General features: G+C 69.8%; 20 protein-coding genes and 2 pseudogenes. 10 read left to right on the top strand and 12 right to left on the bottom strand.

What is annotated here, in order from left to right; translation table 11 throughout:
• Positions 1 to 574: 574 nt before the first annotated feature.
• Together Actob_RS17785 and Actob_RS17780 are read right to left on the bottom strand one after the other, a co-directional pair.
• On the bottom strand, positions 575 to 1204 hold the full coding sequence (locus Actob_RS17785; protein ID WP_284921334.1) for a DUF6461 domain-containing protein: 630 nt from the start codon (positions 1202 to 1204) through the stop codon (positions 575 to 577).
• 108 nt (positions 1205 to 1312) lie between these two features.
• Entirely contained in the window at positions 1313 to 4336 is a 3024-nt protein-coding gene (locus tag Actob_RS17780; RefSeq protein WP_284921332.1) for a CBM96 family carbohydrate-binding protein, read from the bottom strand.
• A gap of 750 nt (positions 4337 to 5086) precedes the next feature.
• Here Actob_RS17780 and Actob_RS17775 point away from each other — a divergent pair.
• The gene (locus tag Actob_RS17775) at positions 5087 to 5383 is read left to right on the top strand and encodes a heme-binding protein (protein WP_284921331.1); all 297 of its coding nucleotides are present in this window, start codon (positions 5087 to 5089) and stop codon (positions 5381 to 5383) included.
• Between the two features lie 142 nt (positions 5384 to 5525).
• On the opposite strand, the gene Actob_RS17770 is transcribed toward Actob_RS17775, so the two are convergent.
• From Actob_RS17770 to Actob_RS17760, 3 genes are all read right to left on the bottom strand, one after another.
• Positions 5526 to 6074, bottom strand: a complete 549-nt coding sequence (locus Actob_RS17770; protein WP_284921330.1) for a hypothetical protein — start codon at positions 6072 to 6074, stop codon at positions 5526 to 5528.
• Between the two features lie 19 nt (positions 6075 to 6093).
• On the bottom strand, positions 6094 to 6921 hold the full coding sequence (locus Actob_RS17765) for a DUF6209 family protein (protein WP_284921329.1): 828 nt from the start codon (positions 6919 to 6921) through the stop codon (positions 6094 to 6096).
• 619 nt (positions 6922 to 7540) lie between these two features.
• Positions 7541 to 10192 (bottom strand): beta propeller repeat protein, encoded by a 2652-nt coding sequence (locus Actob_RS17760; protein ID WP_284921328.1) that lies wholly within the window; start codon positions 10190 to 10192, stop codon positions 7541 to 7543.
• Between the two features lie 129 nt (positions 10193 to 10321).
• On the opposite strand from Actob_RS17760, the gene Actob_RS17755 reads away from it, so the two are divergent.
• The 3 genes from Actob_RS17755 (at position 10322) to Actob_RS17745 (ending at position 12250) form a co-directional block, all read left to right on the top strand.
• Positions 10322 to 10783, top strand: coding sequence for a hypothetical protein (locus Actob_RS17755; protein ID WP_284921327.1), 462 nt, complete (start codon positions 10322 to 10324; stop codon positions 10781 to 10783).
• Positions 10784 to 10908: 125 nt separating this feature from the next.
• Positions 10909 to 11604: a hypothetical protein gene (locus Actob_RS17750; RefSeq protein ID WP_284921325.1), complete on the top strand. Its 696-nt coding sequence runs from the start codon at positions 10909 to 10911 to the stop codon at positions 11602 to 11604.
• A 241-nt stretch (positions 11605 to 11845) separates the two neighbouring features.
• A complete protein-coding gene (locus tag Actob_RS17745) occupies positions 11846 to 12250 on the top strand; it encodes a hypothetical protein (protein WP_284921324.1) in 405 nt (134 codons plus the stop codon).
• Between the two features lie 19 nt (positions 12251 to 12269).
• Here Actob_RS17745 and Actob_RS17735 read toward each other — a convergent pair.
• Positions 12270 to 13036 (bottom strand): annotated as a pseudogene (locus Actob_RS17735) (SDR family NAD(P)-dependent oxidoreductase).
• A 169-nt stretch (positions 13037 to 13205) separates the two neighbouring features.
• Positions 13206 to 13562, bottom strand: a complete 357-nt coding sequence (locus Actob_RS17730; RefSeq protein WP_284921321.1) for a hypothetical protein — start codon at positions 13560 to 13562, stop codon at positions 13206 to 13208.
• Between the two features lie 159 nt (positions 13563 to 13721).
• Between Actob_RS17730 and Actob_RS17725 the strand changes: the two genes are divergently transcribed.
• Complete coding sequence (locus Actob_RS17725) at positions 13722 to 14006, top strand: hypothetical protein (protein WP_284921320.1); 285 nt, start codon at positions 13722 to 13724, stop codon at positions 14004 to 14006.
• Positions 14007 to 14453: 447 nt separating this feature from the next.
• Here the strand turns inward: Actob_RS17725 and Actob_RS17720 are convergent, their stop codons facing one another.
• Positions 14454 to 15119, bottom strand: a complete 666-nt coding sequence (locus tag Actob_RS17720) for a TetR/AcrR family transcriptional regulator (RefSeq protein WP_284921318.1) — start codon at positions 15117 to 15119, stop codon at positions 14454 to 14456.
• Positions 15120 to 15209: 90 nt separating this feature from the next.
• Here Actob_RS17720 and Actob_RS17715 point away from each other — a divergent pair, with 90 nt between their 5' ends.
• Positions 15210 to 16127 (top strand): alpha/beta fold hydrolase, encoded by a 918-nt coding sequence (locus tag Actob_RS17715; protein WP_284921317.1) that lies wholly within the window; start codon positions 15210 to 15212, stop codon positions 16125 to 16127.
• 177 nt (positions 16128 to 16304) lie between these two features.
• Here the strand turns inward: Actob_RS17715 and Actob_RS17710 are convergent, their stop codons facing one another.
• Entirely contained in the window at positions 16305 to 17183 is an 879-nt protein-coding gene (locus tag Actob_RS17710; protein ID WP_284921315.1) for an alpha/beta fold hydrolase, read from the bottom strand.
• A 43-nt stretch (positions 17184 to 17226) separates the two neighbouring features.
• On the opposite strand from Actob_RS17710, the gene Actob_RS17705 reads away from it, so the two are divergent.
• The gene (locus Actob_RS17705; protein WP_284921313.1) at positions 17227 to 17898 is read left to right on the top strand and encodes a TetR/AcrR family transcriptional regulator; all 672 of its coding nucleotides are present in this window, start codon (positions 17227 to 17229) and stop codon (positions 17896 to 17898) included.
• A gap of 43 nt (positions 17899 to 17941) precedes the next feature.
• Here the strand turns inward: Actob_RS17705 and Actob_RS17700 are convergent, their stop codons facing one another.
• Positions 17942 to 18316: a YciI family protein gene (locus Actob_RS17700; protein WP_284921312.1), complete on the bottom strand. Its 375-nt coding sequence runs from the start codon at positions 18314 to 18316 to the stop codon at positions 17942 to 17944.
• Between the two features lie 186 nt (positions 18317 to 18502).
• Here Actob_RS17700 and Actob_RS17695 point away from each other — a divergent pair, with 186 nt between their 5' ends.
• Positions 18503 to 19432, top strand: coding sequence for an NADP-dependent oxidoreductase (locus tag Actob_RS17695; protein WP_284921311.1), 930 nt, complete (start codon positions 18503 to 18505; stop codon positions 19430 to 19432).
• Between the two features lie 64 nt (positions 19433 to 19496).
• Here the strand turns inward: Actob_RS17695 and Actob_RS17690 are convergent.
• Both Actob_RS17690 and Actob_RS17685 read right to left on the bottom strand, forming a co-directional pair.
• Positions 19497 to 20477: pseudogene (locus Actob_RS17690) on the bottom strand (acyltransferase family protein); the annotation flags it as partial.
• Entirely contained in the window at positions 20474 to 21277 is an 804-nt protein-coding gene (locus Actob_RS17685) for an alpha/beta fold hydrolase (protein WP_284921310.1), read from the bottom strand. The gene Actob_RS17685 and the pseudogene Actob_RS17690, both read right to left, overlap by 4 nt.
• Positions 21278 to 21411: 134 nt before the next feature.
• Here Actob_RS17685 and Actob_RS17680 point away from each other — a divergent pair, with 134 nt between their 5' ends.
• Both Actob_RS17680 and Actob_RS17675 read left to right on the top strand, forming a co-directional pair.
• A complete protein-coding gene (locus Actob_RS17680) occupies positions 21412 to 22542 on the top strand; it encodes a sensor histidine kinase (RefSeq protein WP_284921309.1) in 1131 nt (376 codons plus the stop codon).
• Positions 22539 to 23198, top strand: coding sequence for a response regulator (locus Actob_RS17675; RefSeq protein ID WP_284921308.1), 660 nt, complete (start codon positions 22539 to 22541; stop codon positions 23196 to 23198). Before Actob_RS17680 ends, Actob_RS17675 begins: the two co-directional genes overlap by 4 nt.
• The last annotated feature ends 26 nt before the right edge of the window (positions 23199 to 23224 follow it).

Genomic DNA, 23224 nt, shown 5'->3' with positions numbered 1-23224 from the left:
GCATCCCTAGCGCTTCTGGGTCAGGATACTGGAGTTGGGCTGCCGATGCTAATCGAACGCGATGGTGAAAAGTTCCAAGTCGAGCTGACTCGCGACGATATAGTCGTTATAATTTCAGCCCTAGGCTGGGCGGACACGTTAATACCTTCAGATGAAGCTTTCGAAGAATATGTAGGGTGTTCGAGAGACTCTTTCCGCTCATTCGTCAGCGGACTTGCCGATGCCGCTAGGTCCGCCTTCTAGCATATGAGGCGGGATGTCCAATCTGCACAACCCGCCTACGAGTACGTCGGCCTTACTCGGCATGGGGCCCTCGCCGGACAGTGTTGGCTGACTTCCCGTCGACAGGCGAGGCCGAGCGGGAGAAGAGCGCCCAGACGTAGACCGTGTCGACGGCGGAGCTGGTCCGCGCCGAGGCGGAGCTGGTTGCTAGGGGCCGGACCGTGCAGACCGCTTTCTTCCCGGCTATGCCGGAAACCACTACTTGGTGAGCTTCTCCTTGATGAGCGGGGTTACGCGGTCTGAAAGGCAGCGTAGTTACCGACATCAACGCGCATTCCGGCCGGACCGGCGGCTATGGCTTCTTCACGTAACCGCATAGGTAATCGGCGGCCACGACATCACGTTCCCGCAGACGTACGCCGGTCAGCTCCTCGGCCAGCGCGAAGGCTAGCAGTTCAAAACGATCACCCGGTTCGCTGGCGCCGGTGAGGTCGTATCCGACCGCAGCCATCGTCTCGGCGATCTCGTCCGCCTTCGGCCCGCGCCTGACGTCGGGCGCCGACGGCTCCAGAGAAGCGGTTATCACGCCGTCCTCGGCCACCACGAATTCGTCTCGCAGGTTCACGTCGAGATAGTGCGCCACCAACAATGTGTTGGCCGATAGCGGCTTGCTGTACCGGGAGCTGACGCCGATGAAACCATTCGGCTCCACCATCAATGACCAACCGCGGACCTCCGTGACCCCGACCAGCGCATGGTCACCAGCGTCTCGGTCGCCGACCATCTGGACCAGTTCATCGCTCCCGTGCACCGTTCGGAAATCTTTTCCCCGCAGGCGTGTCAGCACCGCGTCCGGCGCGACAGCCCTGATGAGGGTGATGCAGTAGGCGTTCGCGAGTTCACCCGTTGCGGCGGGGAACCACGCATAGTCGTCCGGTTGCGCCGTCATGTCTTCATGGTGCCATCCGGTGAGCTGGGTCACGGCTGTTTCTGCGACGTGCAGCGCCGATGCTCGGTCACCGATTCAGCACACCGCTCGGGGATGGGCGAAGCACGTTTGCAGCCCGCGCTCTGCCCATCCCCGGGAGGTTTATTGCGTTGCGACCTCGAACGACTCGCCGTCGATGATTCGATAGCCGCCGTCGTTCCAGCTGCTGTAGAACCGGTTGAGGGCATCCCCGGCGGTCTTGTTCTGCGTGGACGACACGAAGCAGCGGCTGAACCCCGCACTGCCGGTCACGCGTTTGCTACCCATCTGACAGCCCGCGAATGTGCGATAGTCGCTCGATGCGTACAGATTGGCCCCTTGCCGCGACGAACGAAATGGATATTCGTCGCATTGCTTCCCCTCGGGTCGGGTAAGGGTTGACGGACAAGCGGTCCGGCCGTTCGCCCGCATTCGAGAATCATCGAAGAGCCTCGTGAGGATGCTAGGGAGCTTGGACACCTGAGAGTTCTTGATGTGTTTGGCGACCTGAGCCGCGGTGCCATTGGTCAGATATGTGATTTTGGGAAGGTATTCACCAACGACGCAGCCCTCCTGGGCCGTGCCTTTCATGGCCTGATCGCATCGGACGTACATCGACTGAACGCTGGTCCGTGGCGGATTCACCAACCCGCCCACAACGTAGAACGAATAGAACTGGACTGCGTAAAGCTGATGAACCTCATTCTGATCGAGGCCGACAGCGGTGACAGAAGCATCGAACTGGACAATTTTCCCCTGCCTGTCCAGACGTCCGCCGGTTCCGGTCCAGTTGGTAGAGCACCGCTGCGCGCGACCACTCGGGGACAGCTTGCTCGTGCACTGCACGCCGCCGTTCGTCACGCCGATTCCTCGTACGTTGCCGATGATGCTGGAAACCGACAGGTACGTATGATAGTCCCAGGTCCCACGCTGCTTGTTGAGCCGCACGTACCGGGTCTCCCACGCGGCAAGCGTCCCCGACCGGGCACCCTTCGGATCGAAAACGATGGTGATCGACAGTACTCGCAGACAGCCCTCGAATCGGGTGTAGTACCAGACACCCGGCTGGCCGTAGCACAGCGATCGAGGACGCTTGACCGTCGGGACGGAACTGTAGGCGCTGACCTGGCCGTCCGTGGAGGTGTAGTCAGGCGAGTTGACCACCGCACCGAGCACAGTCGGGTCCGTCGTCGACGTGGTCGCGTACGCGCTCGTACTGACCTGCCCGGACGCGGAGGCGTCGGCCTCCGCAGTAGCGGCCGCGATCTCGTCGGCCGTGGCGGGACGCCGGCAGGCCGCAACGCCCGTCGCCGATGCGCAGTAGTCCGCGGAGTTGTCACTTGATACCGCGTTGGACGCGTCCACCGAACCCGGAGCCGGCGGGTCGGCGGGGTTCGCGGCCACCGTGTACGGAGTGCCGCTGTCAGCGACCGTGAAGGTATCGACGCCCGTCTCGGCGTCCTCATCGGCGGCTACGCCGGTGACCGGCGGGTTGTCACCGTCGGACGTGACGGCCACTTCGCCAGGAATGCTGGTCACTTGCTGCTGGTCGCCGTTCGGGGCTGCATCTGGGGACGCCGCCCACGCTTCCGTCCCGTCATCCTGACCGAACGTTGCGGTGAAGCTCGCGTGCACGGTGAACTCGCACCACCCGTACCAACCAGCGGTGGATGTGGGGTCGTCCGTGGCCCGGACCCGCCAGCGATACGTTCCGCCCAGCGCTAGCTGATTCTGCGGAATGACGAAGGTGACGGTTGAACCCGCGGCGGCCCCGGGTACGTCTTGGCTTCCGACCGTGACGCCGTCCAGCGTCTGGTATTCGAAGGAGGTGTTCGCGTTCGGGATTGCCGAACTCGTGAAGGTTGTCGCCAGCGTGGGGGCATTGGTGCTGACGACCGGACGGGACGAGCCGGTTACGCACGCCTTGCCGTCGGTGGTGAGCGAGTCCGCCACCGCGTAAGCGGGACTGTAGGTGATTGTCAGCGTCGGATTGTTGCTGAACCGCTTGAAATAGGTGTTGTCCGTCTCGCTCGCCGCCCTCAACCCGAGCGTGGCAGTTCCCCCGGCAGTCGCTGCCGCACGCACCGCCGCAGTCGCATCCATTGCCACAGGTCCGCCGGGACAGCTGGTGGAGAAGCCCTTGGCTACGGTCGCCGACGATTGCAGGGCGCCGAGGGCCGGTTGGTTGTTCCACGTCGTGGCCGATGACACCGGACCGGTGGAATAGAGACTGAACTGCCGTGCGGTGCATGAGCCGGAGTACGTCTCGGTCAGCTGAAGCGTTGCCGCGGTGACGTTCCGGCCGGCGACCGCCGTCCCGGCCAGTTCGAAGGAGAAGTAGGACCGGCGCTTGGTGGTGCCGCCGTTGAGCGTGCCGATCTGCGCCTCTTGCGAGCTGTTCCAGTACGCCGTCGTGGGCGTGTTGGTGTCGACAATCGACCAAGCGGTCCGACTCAGCGTCAGGCTCGGATCGATGTATACGGGAAACAGCGTGTCGGCGCTGCCGAGCATTCCTTGATCCGGGGTGAGCGTGATGGCGTCGCCGGTGACCCCGGATCGCATTCGCTTCATCTGGCCATTGCCGTGCTGCGGACGCCCGGTCAGGACGGCGTTCTGCGCCGCGTCCCACATCGTCGGCCCGCCGCCAGTCATCACAACCGCCCCGCGGTCATCGGTCGTACGCAGGTTGCCGTCGTTGTCCGAGGCCAGCCGCAGGCCCTTCCCCGCGCCGTGGAACGTCAGCTCCTTCAGGCGTGGATTCCGTGCCGCGGATGCGTTGCGGACCACCAGCAGCTGGGAGAACCCGTCTACGTCGGCTTTCAGCTGCAGATCGACGCCAGGAAGCACGTCCGGGTACGTCGCCGTGTCGCCGGCGAGGACCGGGGCCGGCAGCGGCGAGAGGGGCGAATCCAGGGCGAATTCCTTGGCGCCTTCCTCAATGGTCACCATGGGTGCGTCGCCGCCGGCGGAGAAACTGACGTCCGCCGACGCGGCTACAGGCGCGATCCGACCATCGGCCGTCTCCATCAGTGTCGTGTCGACCGGTATCCAGTCGGCGCCTTTCCGTACCCGGACCGGACGGAAATTGTGATTCCATCGGATGCTTCCGTCGGAGGTCGCGGTAACGGAGTCGGTTTCTGTGGTCAACCCGCTGATGAGAACATCACTCCCGCAGGAAACCGCAGCCCGCACAGCGCTCTCCTCGTCCCGGACTTCCCGGGGGCATGAGAACTTGGGCGCGGCGTATACCGCAGAAGATGGCGCCACCGCAATAGCCGTCACGGCCATCATGGTTGAAGTGATTAGCGCCATGGCTCTTTTTGCCTTGGCGCCGACTCCGCGCCCACTACCAATCTGCAACGCATTTCCTCCCCAGCAGAACGAGCTTGGAATTATTCCCCGGGGAAAAGACAGCTGGTGCGGTACAACGTGGCTGCTGGGGGCGCTGGTGATGGCTGTTGCGCGTGAGGTTGCTGTTGCACCTTTCGTAGCTGCAAGGCCGGACCGTTCGGCGTGGTCCGACCACGGACGGCATGATTTGCCTAGCTGCGCAGGCTCCTTTGGAAGCTGTTCACGGTGAGGCCGACCCGGAAACGGGATTCACGCTTTGAAGAACGGCCACCTTGACGCGAAGGTTTCAGGCGGGATGCGGAACAGAATGGGCGCTACCTTTCGGGTCACGCGCAGCAGCGGGCCGTTTACCGCAGCGACCGCCACGGTCAGGCCGTGGGCGGGTACGTACGGTGGCTTGGAGGCGCGTGTGGCCACTGCCGTGCCGTGCCTCACCGAGGATTCGAATCCCTATGGGCGCACCGCTTTCACATGCGCTGGGAAAGCGCGCGGAGTGTGCCCCTCGAGCAAGACGTGTCATCGATCGATGAGCGGACGTCCGGTCGAGTGATCGACTCGGTGGCCGGGTTCGCCGGCCCGGCCCGTCACCGCAACGCTTCCCTCTTCCGCCGCGACGGCGCGGCCCTGCGCGAGATGCGGGAAACCTCGCCCGGCTTCTTCGCCCAGCTCCATCACGCGGTGCGGGTGCCGATCCTGACAGGCGCCGGTGCGAAGCTCACGATGCGCGGGGGCACCATCCTCGGCGCGCTGGCGGTGAGCGGCGGTGTGGCACCCGGGCAGGACGACGAATGCGCTGTGGCCGCGCTTGCCGCCTTCGCCCCCGAGCCGCCAGCCGGGCCGTGAAGCGCACACGTCTGCCGCGTTCCGCGCGCCCGGCAGGCCGTGGCGGCCGTCGCCGCTGCTGTACTCGCCAAGCTCGGCGTTGTAGCCGTTCAGCAGCAGCGACGACCGCCTCGATCCGGCAGGCCCCGGCGTCACGGGTGGGTCACACCCGGCACTGCCAGGAACGGGCGTCGTAGAAGTCGGCGAACCGGTCGACGGTGGCGTAGCCGAAGGTGGTCTCTCGACAGGCCGCCAGCACGTCGATGTCGGACGGCGTGCCGCCGGTCACGCAGTGCCAGTCGTAGGCCGTGTCGCCGGTCAGCGCCGCGCCGTCGGCGCCGATCGCGCGGCAGTACCTGTCGAAGTCGGGTGCCACCACGTCCGAGCGGACCCGCCAGCAGCCGACGCTGTCCGGGCGGTGGAAGTCGCCGATCCGGTCGACCGCCTCGGCGAGGCCGTACGTCCAGCGGCAGGCCGCGTCGAGGGCGATGTCGGCGTCCCGGCCGTCGGCGGTGCGGCAGTGCCAGCCGTACGCGGTGTCGCCGGACAGGGTGGCGCCGGTGTGGCCCTGCGACCGGCAGTACCCGGCCAGGTCGGGCGCGCCCAGGTCCCGCGGCGGCGGCGGGGACGCGGCGGCGGGCGTGGCCGCGAAGGCCAGCACCGTGCCGGCGCCGAGCAGCAGGGTGAGCAGGAGTCGTACGAAAGTGCGCATGTGAGGTTCTCCCGGTGTGTCAGGCGACAGCGAACACGTAGTTCGCGCCGAAGTCGGAGTCGTAGGCGGTGCAGCCGCTGCGCTGCCCGGTGACCTGGAACCAGAGCTCGACCCGCGAGCTGCCGGGTGCGATGTCGACGGTCACCGGAACGGACCGGCCGTCGTCGCCGGTCAGCGCCTGGGTCTGCGCCGGGCCGTCGTCGAGGCGGTAGTGGACGTCGATGCGCCAGGCCGGTACGCCCTCGTAGGTCTCCCGGCACTGCGGCAGACGAGCGGTGTCGTACTGGATGGCGAGGCCGTGACCGGCGCGAATCGGGCCGGCGACCGACTCGGACCAGTCGGCGCGGAACGTCGCGACAGCCGGCTGCTCGATCGCGTAGTGGTAGTTGGCGCCCGAGCGGGAGTCGTACTCGCCGCAGCCTGCCCGGTCGCCGATGTGGAACCACAGCTCGAGGTCGTGCCCGCCGAGTGGCAGGTCGACGCTGACCGGCGCCTTGACGTTGTGCCGGTTCTCGTCGAGCCGGGTGACCGGCCGCGTGGTGATCGGACCGCCGTCGACGCGGTAGTAGACGCCGATGCTCCAGGCGTCGCCGCCGGCGTACTGGTTGCGGCACCGCGGTAGGCGCGCCGGGTCGTAGTCGATCAGGACGGACCGGTTGGCCTCCAGGGTCCCGTCGATCCGCTCGGTCCCGTCGGCCGCGAAGTGCAGCACGGGCGTGCTGGTGGCGCTGATGGTCGCGGCGCCGGCCGGCGCCGCGAGGGCGACCAGGACGGCCGCGCTCGTGACGAGGACGCGGGCGACACGTGCCATGGCGCGCCGGCTCGGGGTGATCCCGGTGGGATGCATCGCTTTCCTTCTCGCAGGTCGCTTGTGGAGGCGCCACGCGGCTCGCGGCGCCAGCACAGAGCCTGCAACTTCTTGCAGCACCGGTCAACAATCATCATTACCTTAAGTAATCGAAAAGTGCCCTCCTGTTGTGAACGGAAGCGGTTCGACGCTGGTCGGGCGCGTTAATATGCGTCACCCGTCAGCCATGTGGGCGTGGTCACGTGATCGCGTAAGAAGGGATTAGCGAGCTACTGCAAGAACTTGCAGAGCTGGAGCCGGGCCACGTGCGTCGAAGTTCTTCGATACGCTTCGGCTGGGTCGGCATCCCGCCGGCCGGCGGCCCGGGTGCCAGTGGTCGCAAGGTGATCGACGTCCGGGACCGGTCGTTGAACGCCCGCGCCACGGTGCAGACCTGGTCCCGGCAGACCAGCGACAACGCCAACCAGTACGGGCAGATGATCAAGGTCTACGCGGCCGGTGCCTGGAAGCGACCAGCGGCACGAGCCCGTACTACGACGGCGCGCCGTTGCAGGTGTGGCTGTGCAACCCCAACAGCTACTCGGATGGGAACCAGCGCTGGAACATCTTCCTGTAGCGCTGCGGGTGCCGGCGCGGGCGAACCCGCGCCGGCCTCCGATCAGTGTCCCTTCGACACCTGGCGCAGGTCGAACGACCAGATGCCACGGCCGTGCGTGGCGGCGTACAGAACATGTCCGGTCGGGTCCGTGCGGACCTGGAGCGTCGTCGTCGTGGGCAGGTTGCGGCCGAGGACCGACCAGCCCCGCGCCCGCGCGGACCGGTAGAAGACCGCGTTGTCGGTGGCCACGACGAGCCCGCCGCCGACCAGCTTCACCGAGTCGGCCGGGATGTCCGGCAGGTTGCCGGAGATGTCCGTCCAGTGCTCCCCCGCGTCCGTCGACTCGAAGACGTGGCCGATGCCGGCCCCGGGTCCCTCGGTCCAGCGCCGGGAGAACCCGTTGATCGCCACCACCACGTGGTTCGGGTTGGCCCGGTCCACGTCGAAGCCGGAGATGTACCGGTTCGGGATGGTCCCGTCGATCGGCAGGGTCAGCTGGTGCCACCCGGTGCCGTCGGTGCGCCCGACTGCGATCCCGCGGGTGAAGCCCTGGTTGTTGCAGGGCCCGCACCACCCGGCGTAGACCAGTCCGCCCGAGGTGAACACGGCGGTGGCGGTGTGCCCCGCGCCGAGGTCGAACAGGCTCCGCCACTGGGAACCGGAGCGGATCGCGTACCCCACGGTGTTGAGCCAGACGTGCCGCCCGCCGACGACCCAGATCCGTGCGTCGCGCGGATCCTGGTTGAGCGGCGCGATGAAGCGCGCCTCGCCGGTCTCGTTGTCCGGCGGCGCGACGTGGTAACTGGTCGCCCTGCTCGGATCGGTGGTCCAGGAGCCGTCGTTGACCGCGCAGTTGTTGGTCACCCAGACGTCCAGGTAGACGTACTCCTCGGCGATGTCGCACCCGTTGGCCGGGTTGACGATGGTGTCGCCGCCGTCGCCGCCGAAGTTGGAGCCCATCACCCGGTCGCCCGGTCGCAGGATGGACTGGCCGTTGTCCTGCAGACCGCCGGAGACGGCGAGGCCACCGCGATCCCGGCCGGTGTCGACCGAGTAGTACTGCAGCACGTCCATCGACCCGTCGTTGAGCGACGCCCAGTCGGTGGCGTGCCCGGCCGCGTCGGTCGCCCCGCGCACCGGCCGGCGATAGGCGCCACCGTCGTCGCCGACCACCACATACCGCTTGCCGTGGTGGGAGCCGATCGCCACCGAATGCTGATCCGGGTGGGTGGTCTGGTGACAGTCACCGGTCTGCTTGCTCGGATCGATCGACCAGCACGGGAAGCCGAAGTTCCAGTACGGCCCGGGCGTCCCCCACGTGGCACCGCCGTCGGCCGACTCGAACACCTCTTCCAGTCCCAGGTACACGTGGTCGGCGTCGGCCGGGTCGACCTGCAGGAACTGGTTGTACCAGGCCTGCACGCCGGGCATGTAGCCGGCACCGGTGAGCGCCGAACCGGACGCCGCCAGCTCGTGATAGTCGGCGCCCAGCGTCCACGGCCCGAACGGCGAGCCGGACCGCGACACGTACACGCCGTGCAGGTTGCTGTCCGGGTTGGTGGCCAGCTGCGCCGGCGACTGCTCGATGGCGTAGTAGCGGGAGCCGTCCGCCGCCGCGGCGAAGGTCACCGTGCCGACGTTGGCCGCGTCCGAGGCGATGTCACCGGCGAGCGTGGTGCGCTGCCAGGTCCCGCCGACCCGGGTGTAGAAGCCGTTGTAGGTGTCACCGCTGCGCCACCCCGCCGCGATGATGACCCGCGACGGGTCCTTCGGGTCGGCGGCGAAGTCGTTGATGATGTTCTTGTACGGCGCGCTCGGATCGGTCGCCTGCGCACCACCGGGCAGGAAGTCCGGGTTCGGGGCGAACTCCCGCTTCCACGGCCCGGACAGGTTCGTCACCGAGTGACTGAAGGCGCCCCGGTTGGTCGCCACCCACGCGGTGCCGCCGAAGATCCGCAGCTTGCGGATGATGGTGCTCTCCAGTTCGGTGCCGCCCACCCGGTCCCTGGCCGAGAACGACCCGGTCCGCGGCCGGCTCAGCAGGTAGACCCCGCTGCCGACGAACGAGGTGGCACTGGTGTTGCCCTCGCCGGTGGCCCACCAGAGCCGGCCCGCACGGTCCAGGCGCAGGTCGCCGGTGGACGGTGACGGCACCCGCTGGGCGATCGGCTGCCAGTGCCCGCCGCCGGTGCGCGAGCGCCACACCCCGCCGTTCGCCGAGCCGGCGTAGACGTATCCGGCGTCGTCAGCGGCCAGCCCGGTGATCCGGCCGGTCACGAATCCGGCGCCGCCGGAGGAGTTGCTGTCGATGTCGCGGTAGCGTGGGTCATCGGAGTTGTAGGGGCGGTTCGTCACGTGCTGCCAGTGGCCCGGGGTCGCCGGCAGGGCCCGCAGCGCGCGCCACGCGGCCGTGTAGGCACCGGGCGCGACGATCCCCGGCGCGGACCGCGCTTCGGCGTACTGTTCGGCCTGCTCGGCGATCTCCTCCGGATCCTCACCCTCGTCCGGTTCCGCACTGGCCGCCAGCGCCGTCAGCTGTCCCGCGTGCGCGACCCGCGCCTGGGCCGCCTGCTGGAGACGCTGGTACGGCACCGGCCGGGGCGTGTCCCCCGGCGCGGCCATCGCGCCTGCCGGGACCAGCCCGATCACGGTGACCAAGGCCGCTCCGCCGGCCAGCAGCCGCCGGTTCCTGTTCCGTTCATGTCGAGGCATCGTCGCCTCACCTCCCATCGGAAGTGCAACAAGCAAAACCTTCACGACCGGAACAGCCCACACAACCATCTAGGTCGGTCAATGAGCAGAGCGGTGAAACCGGCACAGCGGTCTATGCGTCACAACTACATGCGTAAAGCCCTGATCGCCCTCGCCGCGACGCTGCTGCTCCCGGCGGCCGGTTGCCGGGAGGCACCGAGCAGCCCGGCCACCTCCGCCGAGCACTCCGGAGCCGCCATGCCCACCAGCCCGGTGTCATCCCCCAGCGACGACCCGTCGCCATCCGGACTTCCCTCATCCCACGGCGGCCCGCCGCGGTCCCACGGCGCCCCGTCGCCGGCCACCTCGCCGCCCTCGCGCGGCGATCCGGAGAACCCGCTGGACCTCCGTGGCGCCCCGATCGTCCTCACCGGCACGATCGACACCACCGGCGAGTGCGTCGTGCTCACCGCGAAGGGGCATCGCTGGGCTCTCGTCCGGGCCCCGATCGGCCTGTACACCGACGGGCAGACGGCTACCGTCCGAGGCCGGCCCACCGCCGTCCCCCCGGACTGCGACGCCGAGTGGGCCCTGTCCGTCTACCCCCGCTGACCGGTCCCGGTCCGCTTCACCCACGGTTGCGGCCGGTTTCCCGTACGCCGGAAGCGTCACGCCGCGCGGTCGGGCATCGTGCCACGGGCTGCGCGGCTCCGAGATCTTCGGCTACGTTACCGGCCATGCCCACTCAGGCCCGTATCCCACTGGACATCGGCGAGAATCCGGCGGCGGTGCCGCGGAGGTTCGGCTTCGGCACCGGCTTCGTGGTGCCCATGCTCATGGTGGTGATCGGATTCGGTGCGGCGGGCGTCATGGTCGTCTACACGCTTCCCGAGGATCCGAGCATGACGGACTACCTCTGGGCGGTCGTCGTCGTGGTCGTCCTGGCCGGCATCGTCGCGCTGGTCGGGCGGTCGATGCTGTTCATCATGCGGGCGAGCACGGCCGGCACCACCGCCTACCTGGAGGGCACCAGCGTGGTGCTGGAAGCTCCACGGCGGACGCTGCGCTACGACCTGGCCACCGCGGAGGTCGGCTTCGGCTGGCGCCCGGCGGTGACCAACCATCGGGTCCAGACCGGCACCCGCCACACGTCCGGCACCTACCACGGCCAGTACTACACGTCCGGCACCACCACACCGGTGTACGGCACGGCTCAGCGAGCAGCCGGCGAGGTTCCGGTGCTGTACCTGCGCCCGGTCGGCGAGGACCAGTGGCACGGTCTGCCGTTGCACGACCTCGCCGGCGTTCCGCTGCCCGGCCGTCAGCTCGCGGCGGTGGCCGAGGCGATCCTGTCCCGGCCGGCGCCCACCGCCCAGGTGCACGAGACGGTGGCCGGGATCCGGGCCCTGGCCGACACCCCGTGGCTGCGGTGACCTGATCCAGCTGGCCACCTCCAGCGAGGTGGCGCCCCGGGGACGGGGTGGCCGGGACGCGGTCGTCATCATCGGTGCCCTGGTCGTGGCCGCCGCGACAAGACTGCCGGCTACCGGGCGACTTGAGGACGGCGCCTATCCTGCGCCCGTGGATGTTGCGATGCTCGTTGTGCCCTTCTGTGCTGCGCTGACCTTCGCGGGGGTCTGCGTCCGCCGTGCCGGCCGAGATCACGCACCGGGCATGCTCCAGCGAGCCGCGAAGGGTGCCGCACTCGGCACCGTGGTGGCGCTCGCCCTCGCGTGGCCGATCATCGCGCAGTACCAGCAGGAGCGGCGCGCGGCTCTGCCGTACTCGGAACCGGACCTCACCGGGGTGTGGCTCAACAGCCTGGCCGTCTACCTGGCGGTCGTACCCCTGGTTGGCTGGGTGGGACTACGGATGCTCGCTGTCCGCCCCGTCTGGCTGGCCAACCTCGGCGCCTGGGGCCTGACCGGTATCGGCTTGTTCATCATCGAGGGGATCGGCGGCAGCGCCGGCGGTCAGCTCTGGGTCTACGCCCTGGTCGGTCTTGTCTCCTTCGGCGCAGCCGCCACCGTGCCACCGTCACCTCGGACAGCGCCGCAACACTCCCTCTCACCTGCCTGAGCGCACTCTCGCCGGTCGTCTATCGGCCGAGTACTGCACCGCCGTTGAGACCGATGATCTGGCCGGTCAGATACCCGGCGTCGGCAGAGGCGATGTAGCTGATGGCCGCAGCGACGTCGGCTGGAGTACCGGGCCGGCCGACCAGGGTGTCGGCAACCTTTGCCGCCCCGAAGTCCGCGGTGTCCTGGCCGTGGAAGATGTCGGTGTCCTGGACGTAGCCGGGCGCCAGGACGTTCACCGTAATGCCCTCTTTGCCGAGTTGCCTGGCCAATCCGAGTGCCCATCCGTGCAGCGCCGCCTTCGCCGCCGCATACGACCCGGCTGAGTGCGAGCCGGAGCCCCCCGTTGAGCGGCTGCGGAGCTGACCATGATGAGGCGGCCACCCGGCCGTCTCAGATGATCCATCAGCGCGTTCGTGAGCAGTACCGCAGTGATGAGGTTGACGTCCAAGTCATGACGCCAGGAAGCGGCCAATGCGTCGAGGCCTTCGCTTGCCGGAGGTGTGATGATCGCGCCGGCATTGTTCACCAGCACGTCGACGTTGCCCAGCTCAACGATCTGGTCCGCAGCGCGTTGCACCTGGACCGGATCGGCCAGATCGGCATTGATGGGCACCACCCGGTCGGACGCGACAGCCCGGTTGATCTCATCGCTGGCCCGATGCAGCAGGTTCGCTCGACGGCCGATGATGACCACCCGGTCTCCGTGCTCGGCGAACCTGCGGGCAACCTCCCGGCCAATGCCCGTCGCGCCACCGGATACGACCGCCAAACGCGAAGACGTGATCACGCTCGAACGGTAACGGATGGCCGCGTCATCCCGCCCGACACCGCGCCCTCTCCTCGACGGCCGCCTGCTCTCAACATCACGGCACGCCGGCCCTGCGCTTATCCGCCAGCCGCTATTGGAGCCATCCCGCACTTGCAGGCTGACAGAACTGTTAGGAGAGTGCGCCTCAGGACCGCAGCAGTGTGTCCTTGATGAGTACCGCGGGAAGAACCTGGATACGTGCGCGGCCAGACCAGTGGTTGGAGCCGTATTCGATGATGACTTCTGCGGCGGACCCCGTTCTGACCACGGTCAACAGGGTCGCCATTTCGCGGAAAAGGTCGGTCACGATTCTGCCGTCTCGGTGGTGACGCACCCGAACGCTGTCGTCGGTGACGTCCCACGTGAGCTGGAATTCTTCAGCCTCCGAGACGGGAACCCGCACCTCACGCACGTACTCGTCACCCGACACTTCTTCTGTATCGGGTGGAACGCCGAGACAAGCCAGCCAGTCTTGGTCAGCGGCCACTACGAGGTTCGGCACACTCCGCATCCTAGGCGTGTAGCCGTCAATGACACTCGCACCGGCAAGTGCCTGTCAGCCGAGGGGCGGAGGGACCATTCGTAACGCGCAGCTTGCGGCAGTTCAGTGCGTGTGATCCCCTGCTTGACGGGCTCAGTCGCCGACCAGCCGGAGGGCCAGATGACGATCCTCGCGGCACCGTTCCGCAAGGCTGCGCACTGCCTCGATCACCTGGCGTTCGCCGTTGTCGACAGTCCTGGCAAGCATGTGGTCCAACTCGCTCAGGAACTGCGGCATCTCATCCGAGAAGAGTTCCAGAGTTCCGTACGGGTCGATACGGTCAAGCATCGGCGTCGACCCGTGGTGCTGCGCACGTTCGACAGCCTGCGCGAATCGGAAACGCGTATCGCCGACCACCGCCAGTTCGACACACCGGCGTGGCCGGGGGCTCCTGCTCGAACGTGAAAAGCTCGACATCAAGGCCCACGCCGGGAGACTACCGCTATTGGTTCGCAGTTCCCGCTCCTTGTCGACCTGGCCTCCCTCAACTTGACTCGGCGGAGGCGATTTCTGGCGCGCGCGTTGTGGGCCCGGCCCTCTGCGCTCGTCCGCCGGCCAATGCCGCTCATCGCACGACAGGTGGCGATGATGTCCAGAATGCCCTGCTTGTTAGGGGTGAGCGGGATAGCGGCATGTCGGTGCCCAACGTTCATGCTTATTTGCTGCTCACAGATAGTCGAAGTATCGGCTCCACCACCTCCCGACGCCGCTCTCGTGATTGCTCGGCATGACGGCAGACAGATCCGTTGAAGTCCGGACATGCCGGAGTGCGAAGGCCCAGAGTCGGGTGAGTTGGTTTGCGATGCGTACGGCGCTGAACGGTGGCATTCCTGGCCGGGCTCGATTCGTCTCTCAGCCGAGCACAGCGGCCAGGGCGCCGGAGAGCACGGCGGCGAACGGGTCAGAGGCCTGTGACACGGTCGGGGCGGCGGCGATCATGGCGGCGATACGGGGGTGGTGTCCGGCTGCGGCGACATGCCTGAGGTACGCGCCGTGGCGTGCGGCGCCCGCGGCGGCCGTCTCGGTCTCGACGAACAACGCGGCCAGTCCGGTGAGGATGGCGAACGCCTCCACTTTGCGGGCCGGCGGGGCCGGATGGCCGTCGAGGATCTCGAGGACGTGTTCGAGCAGGTCGGTGCCGTGCGGTCCGAGCGCCGGACGGCCGATCACCAGGGCGGGCAGCCATCGGTGCCGGCGCATGATGTCGCGGGCCTGGCAGGCGAGCGCCAGCAAGTCGGTCCGCCAGTCACCGCTCGCCGCGGCCAGCCGGTACTCGGTGGCGGTGCTGTCGATCATGAGGTCGAGAAGGTCGTCGCGGGTGGCGACGTAGCGGTACAGGGAGGCCGCCCCGGTGCCGAGCAGGCCGGCGACGCGGCGCATCGAGACCGCGTCCAAGCCCTCCTGGTCGGCCAGCCGCACCGCGACCGCGGTGATCTCGGCACGGCTGCGTTCGGCCGGCCTCCCGCCCGAGGCGCGCTCCGGGCGCAGCCAGATCACCGGTTCTGAGTTCGTCCCCACGTGACGGCTCCTTCCGTACGCCATGTCCTTTCCCGCCATGTTCGCATACGATGTTCGCGTACACCGTTCGCAAACTGCGGGAGGCCGGCCATGACGACGCGGTACGCACACAACGACGGCATCCGGATCGCCGTCGAGGACCTCGGCGGCTCCGGGGGCTCTCCACTGCTCCTGGTGATGGGCTTGGGCACGTCACGCTTCTGGTGGCCCGGCGGCCTCGTCGCCGACCTGGTCCGTCGCGGCTTCCACGTCGCCGCCTACGACCAGCGCGACTCAGGACAGTCCACCCACCTGCCCGCCGCCCGGCATGCCGGCCCGCCGATCGCAGCCCTGCTGCGCCGCTCGACGCCGGCATACACCGCCGAAGACCTCACCGATGACGCGGTCGCCGTCCTCGACACCCTCGGCTGGCAGCGCGCGCACCTTTTCGGCCATTCGATGGGCGGTCTCCTCGCTCAGCGCGTGGCGATCCGCCACCCGGACCGGGTCCTCACCATGACCACCTCCGCCGCCATCCCCAGCGACGCCCGCGGCCTGCGCATCCTGCGCTACCTGTACCTCGCGCCGCTGGTCAGGTTCGCACGCCTGCACTACCCCGCCACCCCGGACGGCGAACTGGACCTCGCCGTGGCCATCGCCCGCATCCTCGCCGCACCCGGCCACGACATCACCGAACACGACGTACGCGAATTCGTCGCCAAAGAAGCCACGCACCACGTCGCCAGCTTCCGCGACGACAAGGCTCAGAGTCGCCAGATCGGCGCCACCTGGTCCGGTGGCCCGCTGAGCCGGATAACCGCACCGACCCAGGTACTGCACGGCGAACGGGACCCGCTGATCCGCGTGCGCGCCGCCCGGGACATCGCCGCAGCCGTGCCCGCCGCACGCCTGCGTATCGTGCCGGGGGCCGGCCACTTCCTTTCCCGCGACCTCTGGAGCGTCTACGCCGGCGCGGTGCACACGCTCGCCAGCCACCTGCCGTCAGACCGGCCTGGGCGCAACGGCTGAACGGCGCCGATCCTCGGCCGTCCCCCGCACCCCCGCACCCCCGCAAGCATTCGTGCTGGGAGATGCCCATGATCGCGTGTACGGATCTCGAACTGGCCGACACGAACGCTCGGCGCGGCCAGGCGGCTCTGAAGACGACGGACCGCGGGCCCTCGAAGCGGCGGCAGCGCCTCAGCGTCAGGCGTGGGCCGGGGTGCCGGCGGCGAAGGTGGCGATGCGGGCGGCCAGCTCGGCGGGACGCCACAGGGCCAGGTCGTGGCTGGCCTCGGGGACGATCTCGGCGACGGCGTCCGGCATGTGGGTGGTGACCCGGGCAGCGACCTCGCGGGCGTCGTACAGCTGGCTGTGGCCACCCAGCAGGACCAGCGTGGGTGCGGCGATCCGGGCCAGCTCGGCGTCGCTCAGCGGGGTGGGCATGATGTGCCGGCGGCGGAAGCCGAAGGTGGCCTTGACCAGGCGCACGGCGTCGTCGTCGCGCAGTGTCACGTTGCGCAGGGAGCGGGCCGCGGCGTGCCGGACCGGCCTGGGCGTGAAGGTGGCCAGTCCACAGGCGATGACCCAGGCCAGGAACCTCGGGCTGACCTTGCCGAAGCCGCCGGGGTCGAGCAGCGCGAGGCTCGCGACGGAGCGCGGGGAGCGCAGGGCGTGGCTGAGGGCGATCCATCCGCCGTACGAGGTGCCGACCAGATGGGCGCGGCTGACGCCGAGGGCGGTGAGGGTCTCGCCGAGCCATCGGGACCAGTCGTCGCCGCTGCCGATCGGGCGGGTCTGGACGGACGGGCCGGGCTCGCCGACCGGGTCGACAGCGATCACCGGACGGGAGGCGGCGAGGCCGCCGACGTAGGCGTGCCACATCACGGCCGGGCCGCCCGAGCCGGGCAGGAGCACGAACGGGGTCTGGTCGCCGGAGCCGAGGCGGTGCACCCGGGTCGTACCGAAGCTGGTGGCCACATCGGAGTCGACCGACGACGACGGCCAGAGCCGGGCGGTGAGGTCGTCGTAGGCGGTGAAGAAGCGGGCGCGGGCCTGGTCGTTGCGGAATTCGCCGACGGGCATGGTGGCCTCCGTCCTCGTTTTGATACGAGCGTATCATCAACCCGTGCCGAAACGGGTGGACCACGAGGAGCGCCGGCGGCAGATCGGCGAGGCGCTGCTGCGGATCGCGAGCACGCGTGGCCTGCAGTCGGCGACGATGCGCGAGGTGGCGGCGGAGGCGGGCGTCTCACTGCGGCTCGTGCAGTACTACTTCCACACCAAGGAGGAGTTGCTGCTGGCGGCGCTGGCGTACCTCGGCGAGCAGCTCACCGAGCGGGTGCGGGCGAGCATCCGGGCGCTCGGCCCGGCCACCCCGCGCAGCATCGTCTACGGCACGCTCACGGCAGTGCTGCCGACCGACGAGGAGAGTGTGCGGCTGACCCGGGCGTACACCGGCTTCTATACGTTGATCTTCAGCGAGCCGGAGCTGGGCGCGCGGCACGGCGCCACCTATCCCGACAGGCTGGAGTCGCTGCTCGCGCGGTACATCGCCGAGGCTCAGGAGGCCGGGGACGTCGCGGCGGACGTCGACCCGGCGCTGGCCGCCGCGGCGCTGCTCGCGCTGACCAATGGGCTGGGGTCGAGCGTGCTGGGCGGCCAGCGCGACGGGGCGGCGGCGTCGCGGATCCTCGACGACCAGATCGGCCGGCTGTTCCGGGCCGGGCCGCCGCCGGACGACGCGACACCGGACGGCAGCGACCGGCGGCCGGAGCCGGAGGGCGGCACCCACGCGTGAGCGCGGGCCGGGCCCGGTCCGGGCCCGGCCCCGCGGCGTCAGCTCACCAATTGCGGCCGGCGCGGCGGAACATCTCGTCCTGCATGGGGTCGGGCAGGATCTCCCGGACCTCCTGCGCGCAGCGGCAACTCGCGGCGATCCTGGCGGCCCACGCCTCCGCCTCCTGCCGGGTGGCCGCCTCGATGACCGCGAACCCGCCGATGACCTCCTTGGTCTCCGGGTAGGGGCCGTCGGTCACCATCCCGTCCGTGCCCACGACGGTGGCCCGCTGGCGTTCGAGTCCGGCGCCGTAGACCCACACGCCGGCATCCATGGCCTCCTGGACCACCGCGTGCGAGGCCTTGGCCACGTCCGGCATCTCCTCGGCGGGGATGTGGTCCATCGCGCCGTCATTGAACGAGACCAGGTACCGCGTCATCGGATGACTCCTTCGTCCCGGCGGCCTCGGTGACCGCCTCTCGTCTGTGCTACGAACGACTCGCCCCGGATCCGACGGTATGCCGGTGAAATTCGCAGGCGATCCGGCGGCGGCGCGAAGGTGGGGGACGCCGAAGCGGGAGACGCCGGGAGATTATCCGGGGTGGTAGTGGGAAATCCGGGCGGCATGAAAGCTATCGCGCTGGACGACTACGGTGACGCCGACGTACTGGAGCTGCGGGAATTGCCGGATCCCCCGGTGGGGCCGGACGTCGTCCGGATCCGGGTGCGCGGCGCCGGCCTCAATCCGGTGGACTACAAGATCCGCCAGGGCTACCTGCGTGGCGCCTTCCCGCATCACACCCCGCTCGTCCCCGGCTGGGACGTGGCCGGGGTGGTCGACGCGGTCGGGCCCGCGGTCACCGGGTTCGCCGCCGGGGACGAGGTGATGGCGTACGCGCGCAAGGACACGGTGCAGCACGGCACGTACGCCGAACTGGTCTCGGTCACCGAGAGCGCCGTCGCCCGCAAACCGGCCTCGCTGAGTTTCGCGCAGGCCGGCGGCCTGCCGCTGGCCGGGCTGACCGCGCTGCAGATGCTTCTCGCCGTGGACACCGGCCCCGGCGACGTCGTCCTGGTGCACGCGGCCGCCGGTGGCGTCGGGCACCTCGCGGTCCAGCTGGCGCGGGCACTCGGCGCGGCCCGGGTGATCGGCACCGCCTCGGCGGGCAACCACGACTTTCTGCGCGGCCTGGGCTGCGAGCCCATCGAGTACGGCGACGACCTGCCGGACCGGCTGGCCGGCCTGGTCGGCGGCGACGGGCGGGTCGACGCGGTGCTGGACTTCGTCGGCGGTGCCGCGCTGGCCCAGTCGCCACGGCTGGTCCGCTCCCCCGCCCGGCACGCTTCGGTCGTCGACCCGCAGGTCAAGGACCAGGGCGGACGGTACGTGTTCGTCCGCCCCGACGGTGACCAGCTGGGTTCGCTGGCCGGCCTGGCCGACGCCGGCCGGCTGCGCGTCGAGGTCGCCCGGGAGTTCCCGCTGGCGGAGGCGGCGGAGGCGCAGCGCCTGCTGGAGCAGGGACACGTACGCGGAAAGCTTGTCCTGACGGTCTGAAGACGACGCACAGGCCGGCCAGGACCAGGGCGAACACCGGTAGCCACAGCAGGCGGTACAGCGGCCACCCGCCGTCCGGCGCGTCGAGCAGGCCGGGCAGCGGTCCGGCCGGCAGGCCGGCGAAGCTGACCAGGAGCAGGGCGGTCTGATGCCAGCAGAACAGCGTCATCGCGGCGAGGTTGAGCACGACGACCGGCAGCCAGAGTCCCGGCCGCCGCAGCCAGGCCTCGAGGCGTGGCCGCAGCAGCAGCAGGCCGCCGAGCTGCGCGGCGGCCAGCGCCAGGGCGAACAGTGACGGCGGGTCGAGGTTGGACCAGTTGTCGCCGGGCACGCCGACCGCGCTCGCCGGGTATCCGGCCGCGACGACCAGGACCGCGCCGGTGACCACGCCGCCGATCGCCAGGACGAGAGCGGGCGGGCGGGACAGCGGGCGTTCGGAGTGGGCGATCCCCAGCAGGTAGGGGGCCGCCCACCCGACCGGCGCGGCCAGCAGGAGCAGCGGCGAGTCCGCGCCGAGGTGACGGCACAGGTCGGCGGCCGCGATCAGCGCCACCGGCACCAGCGGTGCCCAGAGACCGAAACGGATCACGGCGGCGCGCAGCAGCGGGGTCGCGGCGAGCAGCACGACGTAGACGATCAGGAACCACATCGGGTGGGTGACCAGGGACCACACCGCGTGCCGGGTGCTCTCCGGCGCACCGGCGAGTCTCAGCAGGCCCAGCGCGGGCAGCCAGACCGCGGCGAGCACCGCGATCGGCCGGAGCAGGCGGGTGACCCGGCTGGTCAGCCAGGGCCACGTGGCGCGACCGCGCAGGCCGCGGGCCGCCGCGAAACCACCGGCGAAGAAGAACAGGCCCAGCGTCTGGAACAGCCAGGTCGCCGGCACCAGGGCCGGATGCTCGGCGAGCGGGCTCGCGCCGTGCCACGCCGCCGGCTGGGCAGGGTCGCTGACCAGGGCCGACACCAGCCAGTGACCGAGGACGACGCCGAGGACGGCCACGGCGCGCAGGGCGTCGATCGTACGGTCGCGCTCCTCGAAGCTCATCGCACCCCTCCGGCGATCCGGGCCAGCGCGGCGAGCGAGTCGGTGCCCGGCGCCAGATAGTGGTCGTGGTCGCCGACATCGGCGGTGTCGAACGGCCGGGCGCCGAAGGCCGGGTCGGCCGGCTTGGTGCCGTGGCCGATGCCGAACCAGCGGAGACCGGGCACCCAGCGGACCCAGTCACCGGCGCTCTGCCCGGCCCAGACCCGGGCGGCGGTGCCCAGCTCGGCGACGTTGTCGACGCCCATCCCCGGGCTGCCGAACACCGCGATGTCGGTGACCCGCGCCGGCAGCCGGGACGCGGCCAGGCCGATCACTGTGGACCCGTAGCTGTGCCCGAGCAGCGTGATCGTCGCCGCCGGGTGCGCGGCGGTCAGCTCGTCGACGAACGTGACCAGGGCGTCGGCGCCGGCGGCGGCCAGGTCCTCGCGGCCGGCCTGTTTCAGGTTCCGCGGGGTGTCGTAGCCGAGCCAGGCGATCACCGCGTGCTCGCCGGGGCCCATCGCCGCGCGCAGATCGGCGGCCTGGGTCGCCGGTGACCGATAGCGCCTACCGCCGACGCCGCACCAGAAGTTCGCCAGCCGGTTCGACATGCCGGGCACCAGGATCGCGATGCGCCGCGCGGTCGCCAGGTCGCCGAACACCTGGGCGACCCGCCCCTGCCCTCGGGTGTCGAACGTCAGATACACGCCGGGCGGGCGGGTGATCACGGTGGGCGGGGCGGTCGCCGGCGGCGCGAGCAGGGTACTCGCGGACGGCGTCACGATCATGGCGAGGACGGCCAGCAGGACGTTCTTCTTCATGGCCGACAATCTGCTGGGCGCGGGCATCGACACACATCGGCCGGTGGATCACATCGCGGTCCGCGGCGGGTAGCCCACGGGCTTACGCCCGCGAGCCGATGTACGCCGTGACCAGCGCCGATACGATCACGGCCATGTTCGAACGCCTGGGTGCCCCGTCGCGCTGGAGCCTCGCGCTGCTGTTCCCGATCGCCCTGCTGCTGGTCGCGTTCATGCCGATCGGCGCCACCGCGCTGTGGGTCGCCGCGCTGCTCCTGACGCTGGCCCTGCCGGTGGGGCTGATGCGCCGGCACGCGCTGTCGGCCCTGATCGTGGTGCTGGTCAGCGGGGCGGTCTTCGTGCCGGCCGTGCACAACATGTTCGCCGGCCGGGCCATGCTGATCCCGCTGCTGGTGCTGGCCGACATCATGGTGGGCAACGTCGCCGCCTCGACGTCGCGCTGGCGGTCGATCCCCGCGGCCCTGGTGACCGTCGCCGTGCAGATGGCGCTCGCCGCCGTCGACAACCCGACCGGCCTGGTCACCGTCTGGACCGTCGAGTTGCTCGCGGTCGTCACCGCCTGGCTGATCGGCAACTCGGTCCGGCAGCGCCGCCAGTACGCCGTCGCGCAGCGGGCCGAGGCCGAGGTGCGGGCGGTGCAGGCGGAGCGGCTGCGGATCGCCCGGGAGCTGCACGACATGATCGCGCACAGCATCGGGGTGATCTCGGTGCAGGCCGGGATGGGCCGCCGGGTCATCGACACCCAGCCGGCCGAGGCGCGCAACGCCCTCGCGGCCATCGAGGAGACCAGCCGGGACACCGCCGCGGCGCTGCGCCGGATGCTCGGCACGCTGCGCCGCAACGACGTGGAGTCCGGTCCGGCGGCCCGGGAACCGGCACCCGGCCTGGGCGACCTGGAGAGCCTGATCGCGCGTACCGAAAAGGCGGGTCTGCGGGTCGGCCTGCTGCGCAGCGGAACGCCGGCGTCGCTGCCGGCGGACATCGATCTGTCCGCCTTCCGTATCGTCCAGGAGGCGATGACCAACGTGATCCGGCACGCGGGCACCGATCGGTGCGACGTGGTGATCGAGCAGGATGATCAGGAGTTGACGATCGAGGTGACCGACGGCGGGCGCGGTGGCGCCGGCCTCAGCGACCACGGGTACGGGATCGCCGGGATGCGTGAGCGGGTCAGCCTGCTCGGCGGTGACTTCAGCGCGGGTCCGCGCGCGTCCGGCGGGTTCCGGGTGCACGCCCGCATCCCGCTGCCGGGTGCCGGCGCATGAGCGTGCGAGTGGTGCTCGCGGACGACCAGCCGCTGATCCGTAACGGGCTGCGGGTGCTGATCAACGACGCCGACGACCTGACCGTGGTGGGCGAGGCCGGCAACGGCGCCGAGGCGGTCCGGCTGGCCCGCGAGCACCGGCCGGACGTGGTGGTGATGGACATCCGGATGCCGGTCATGGACGGGATCGAGGCCACCCGGCACATCCTGTCCGCGCCCGAGCCGGCGAAGGTGCTGATGCTGACCACGTTCGACGACGACGAGTACGTGTACGCCGCGCTGCGTGCCGGGGCCAGCGGTTTCCTGGTCAAGGACATGGCGCTGGACGACATCCTGAACGCCGTGCGGGTGGTCGCGGGCGGCGACGCGCTGATCGCCCCGAGCGTGACCCGGCGCCTGATCGAGCAGTTCGCCGGCCGGCCCGCCGTCCCGGCGCCGGCCTACCGGTCGTCGGACGGGATCACCGAGCGGGAACGGGAGGTGCTGACCCTGGTCGGGCTGGGCCGGTCGAACACCGAGATCGCCACCGAGCTGCACATCAGCCCGGCGACGGCGAAGGCGCACCTGGCCCGGCTGTTCACCAAACTCGACGCGCGCGACCGCGTTCAGCTGGTGATCATCGCGTACGAGATGGGGTTGGTCAGCCCGGGGGCGTAATCCCGCGGGCCGATTCGCGAGCCCCG

This window comes from Actinoplanes oblitus, from assembly GCF_030252345.1.
Taxonomy (GTDB): domain Bacteria; phylum Actinomycetota; class Actinomycetes; order Mycobacteriales; family Micromonosporaceae; genus Actinoplanes; species Actinoplanes oblitus.
This window is presented reverse-complemented; position numbering and strand designations above follow the sequence as displayed.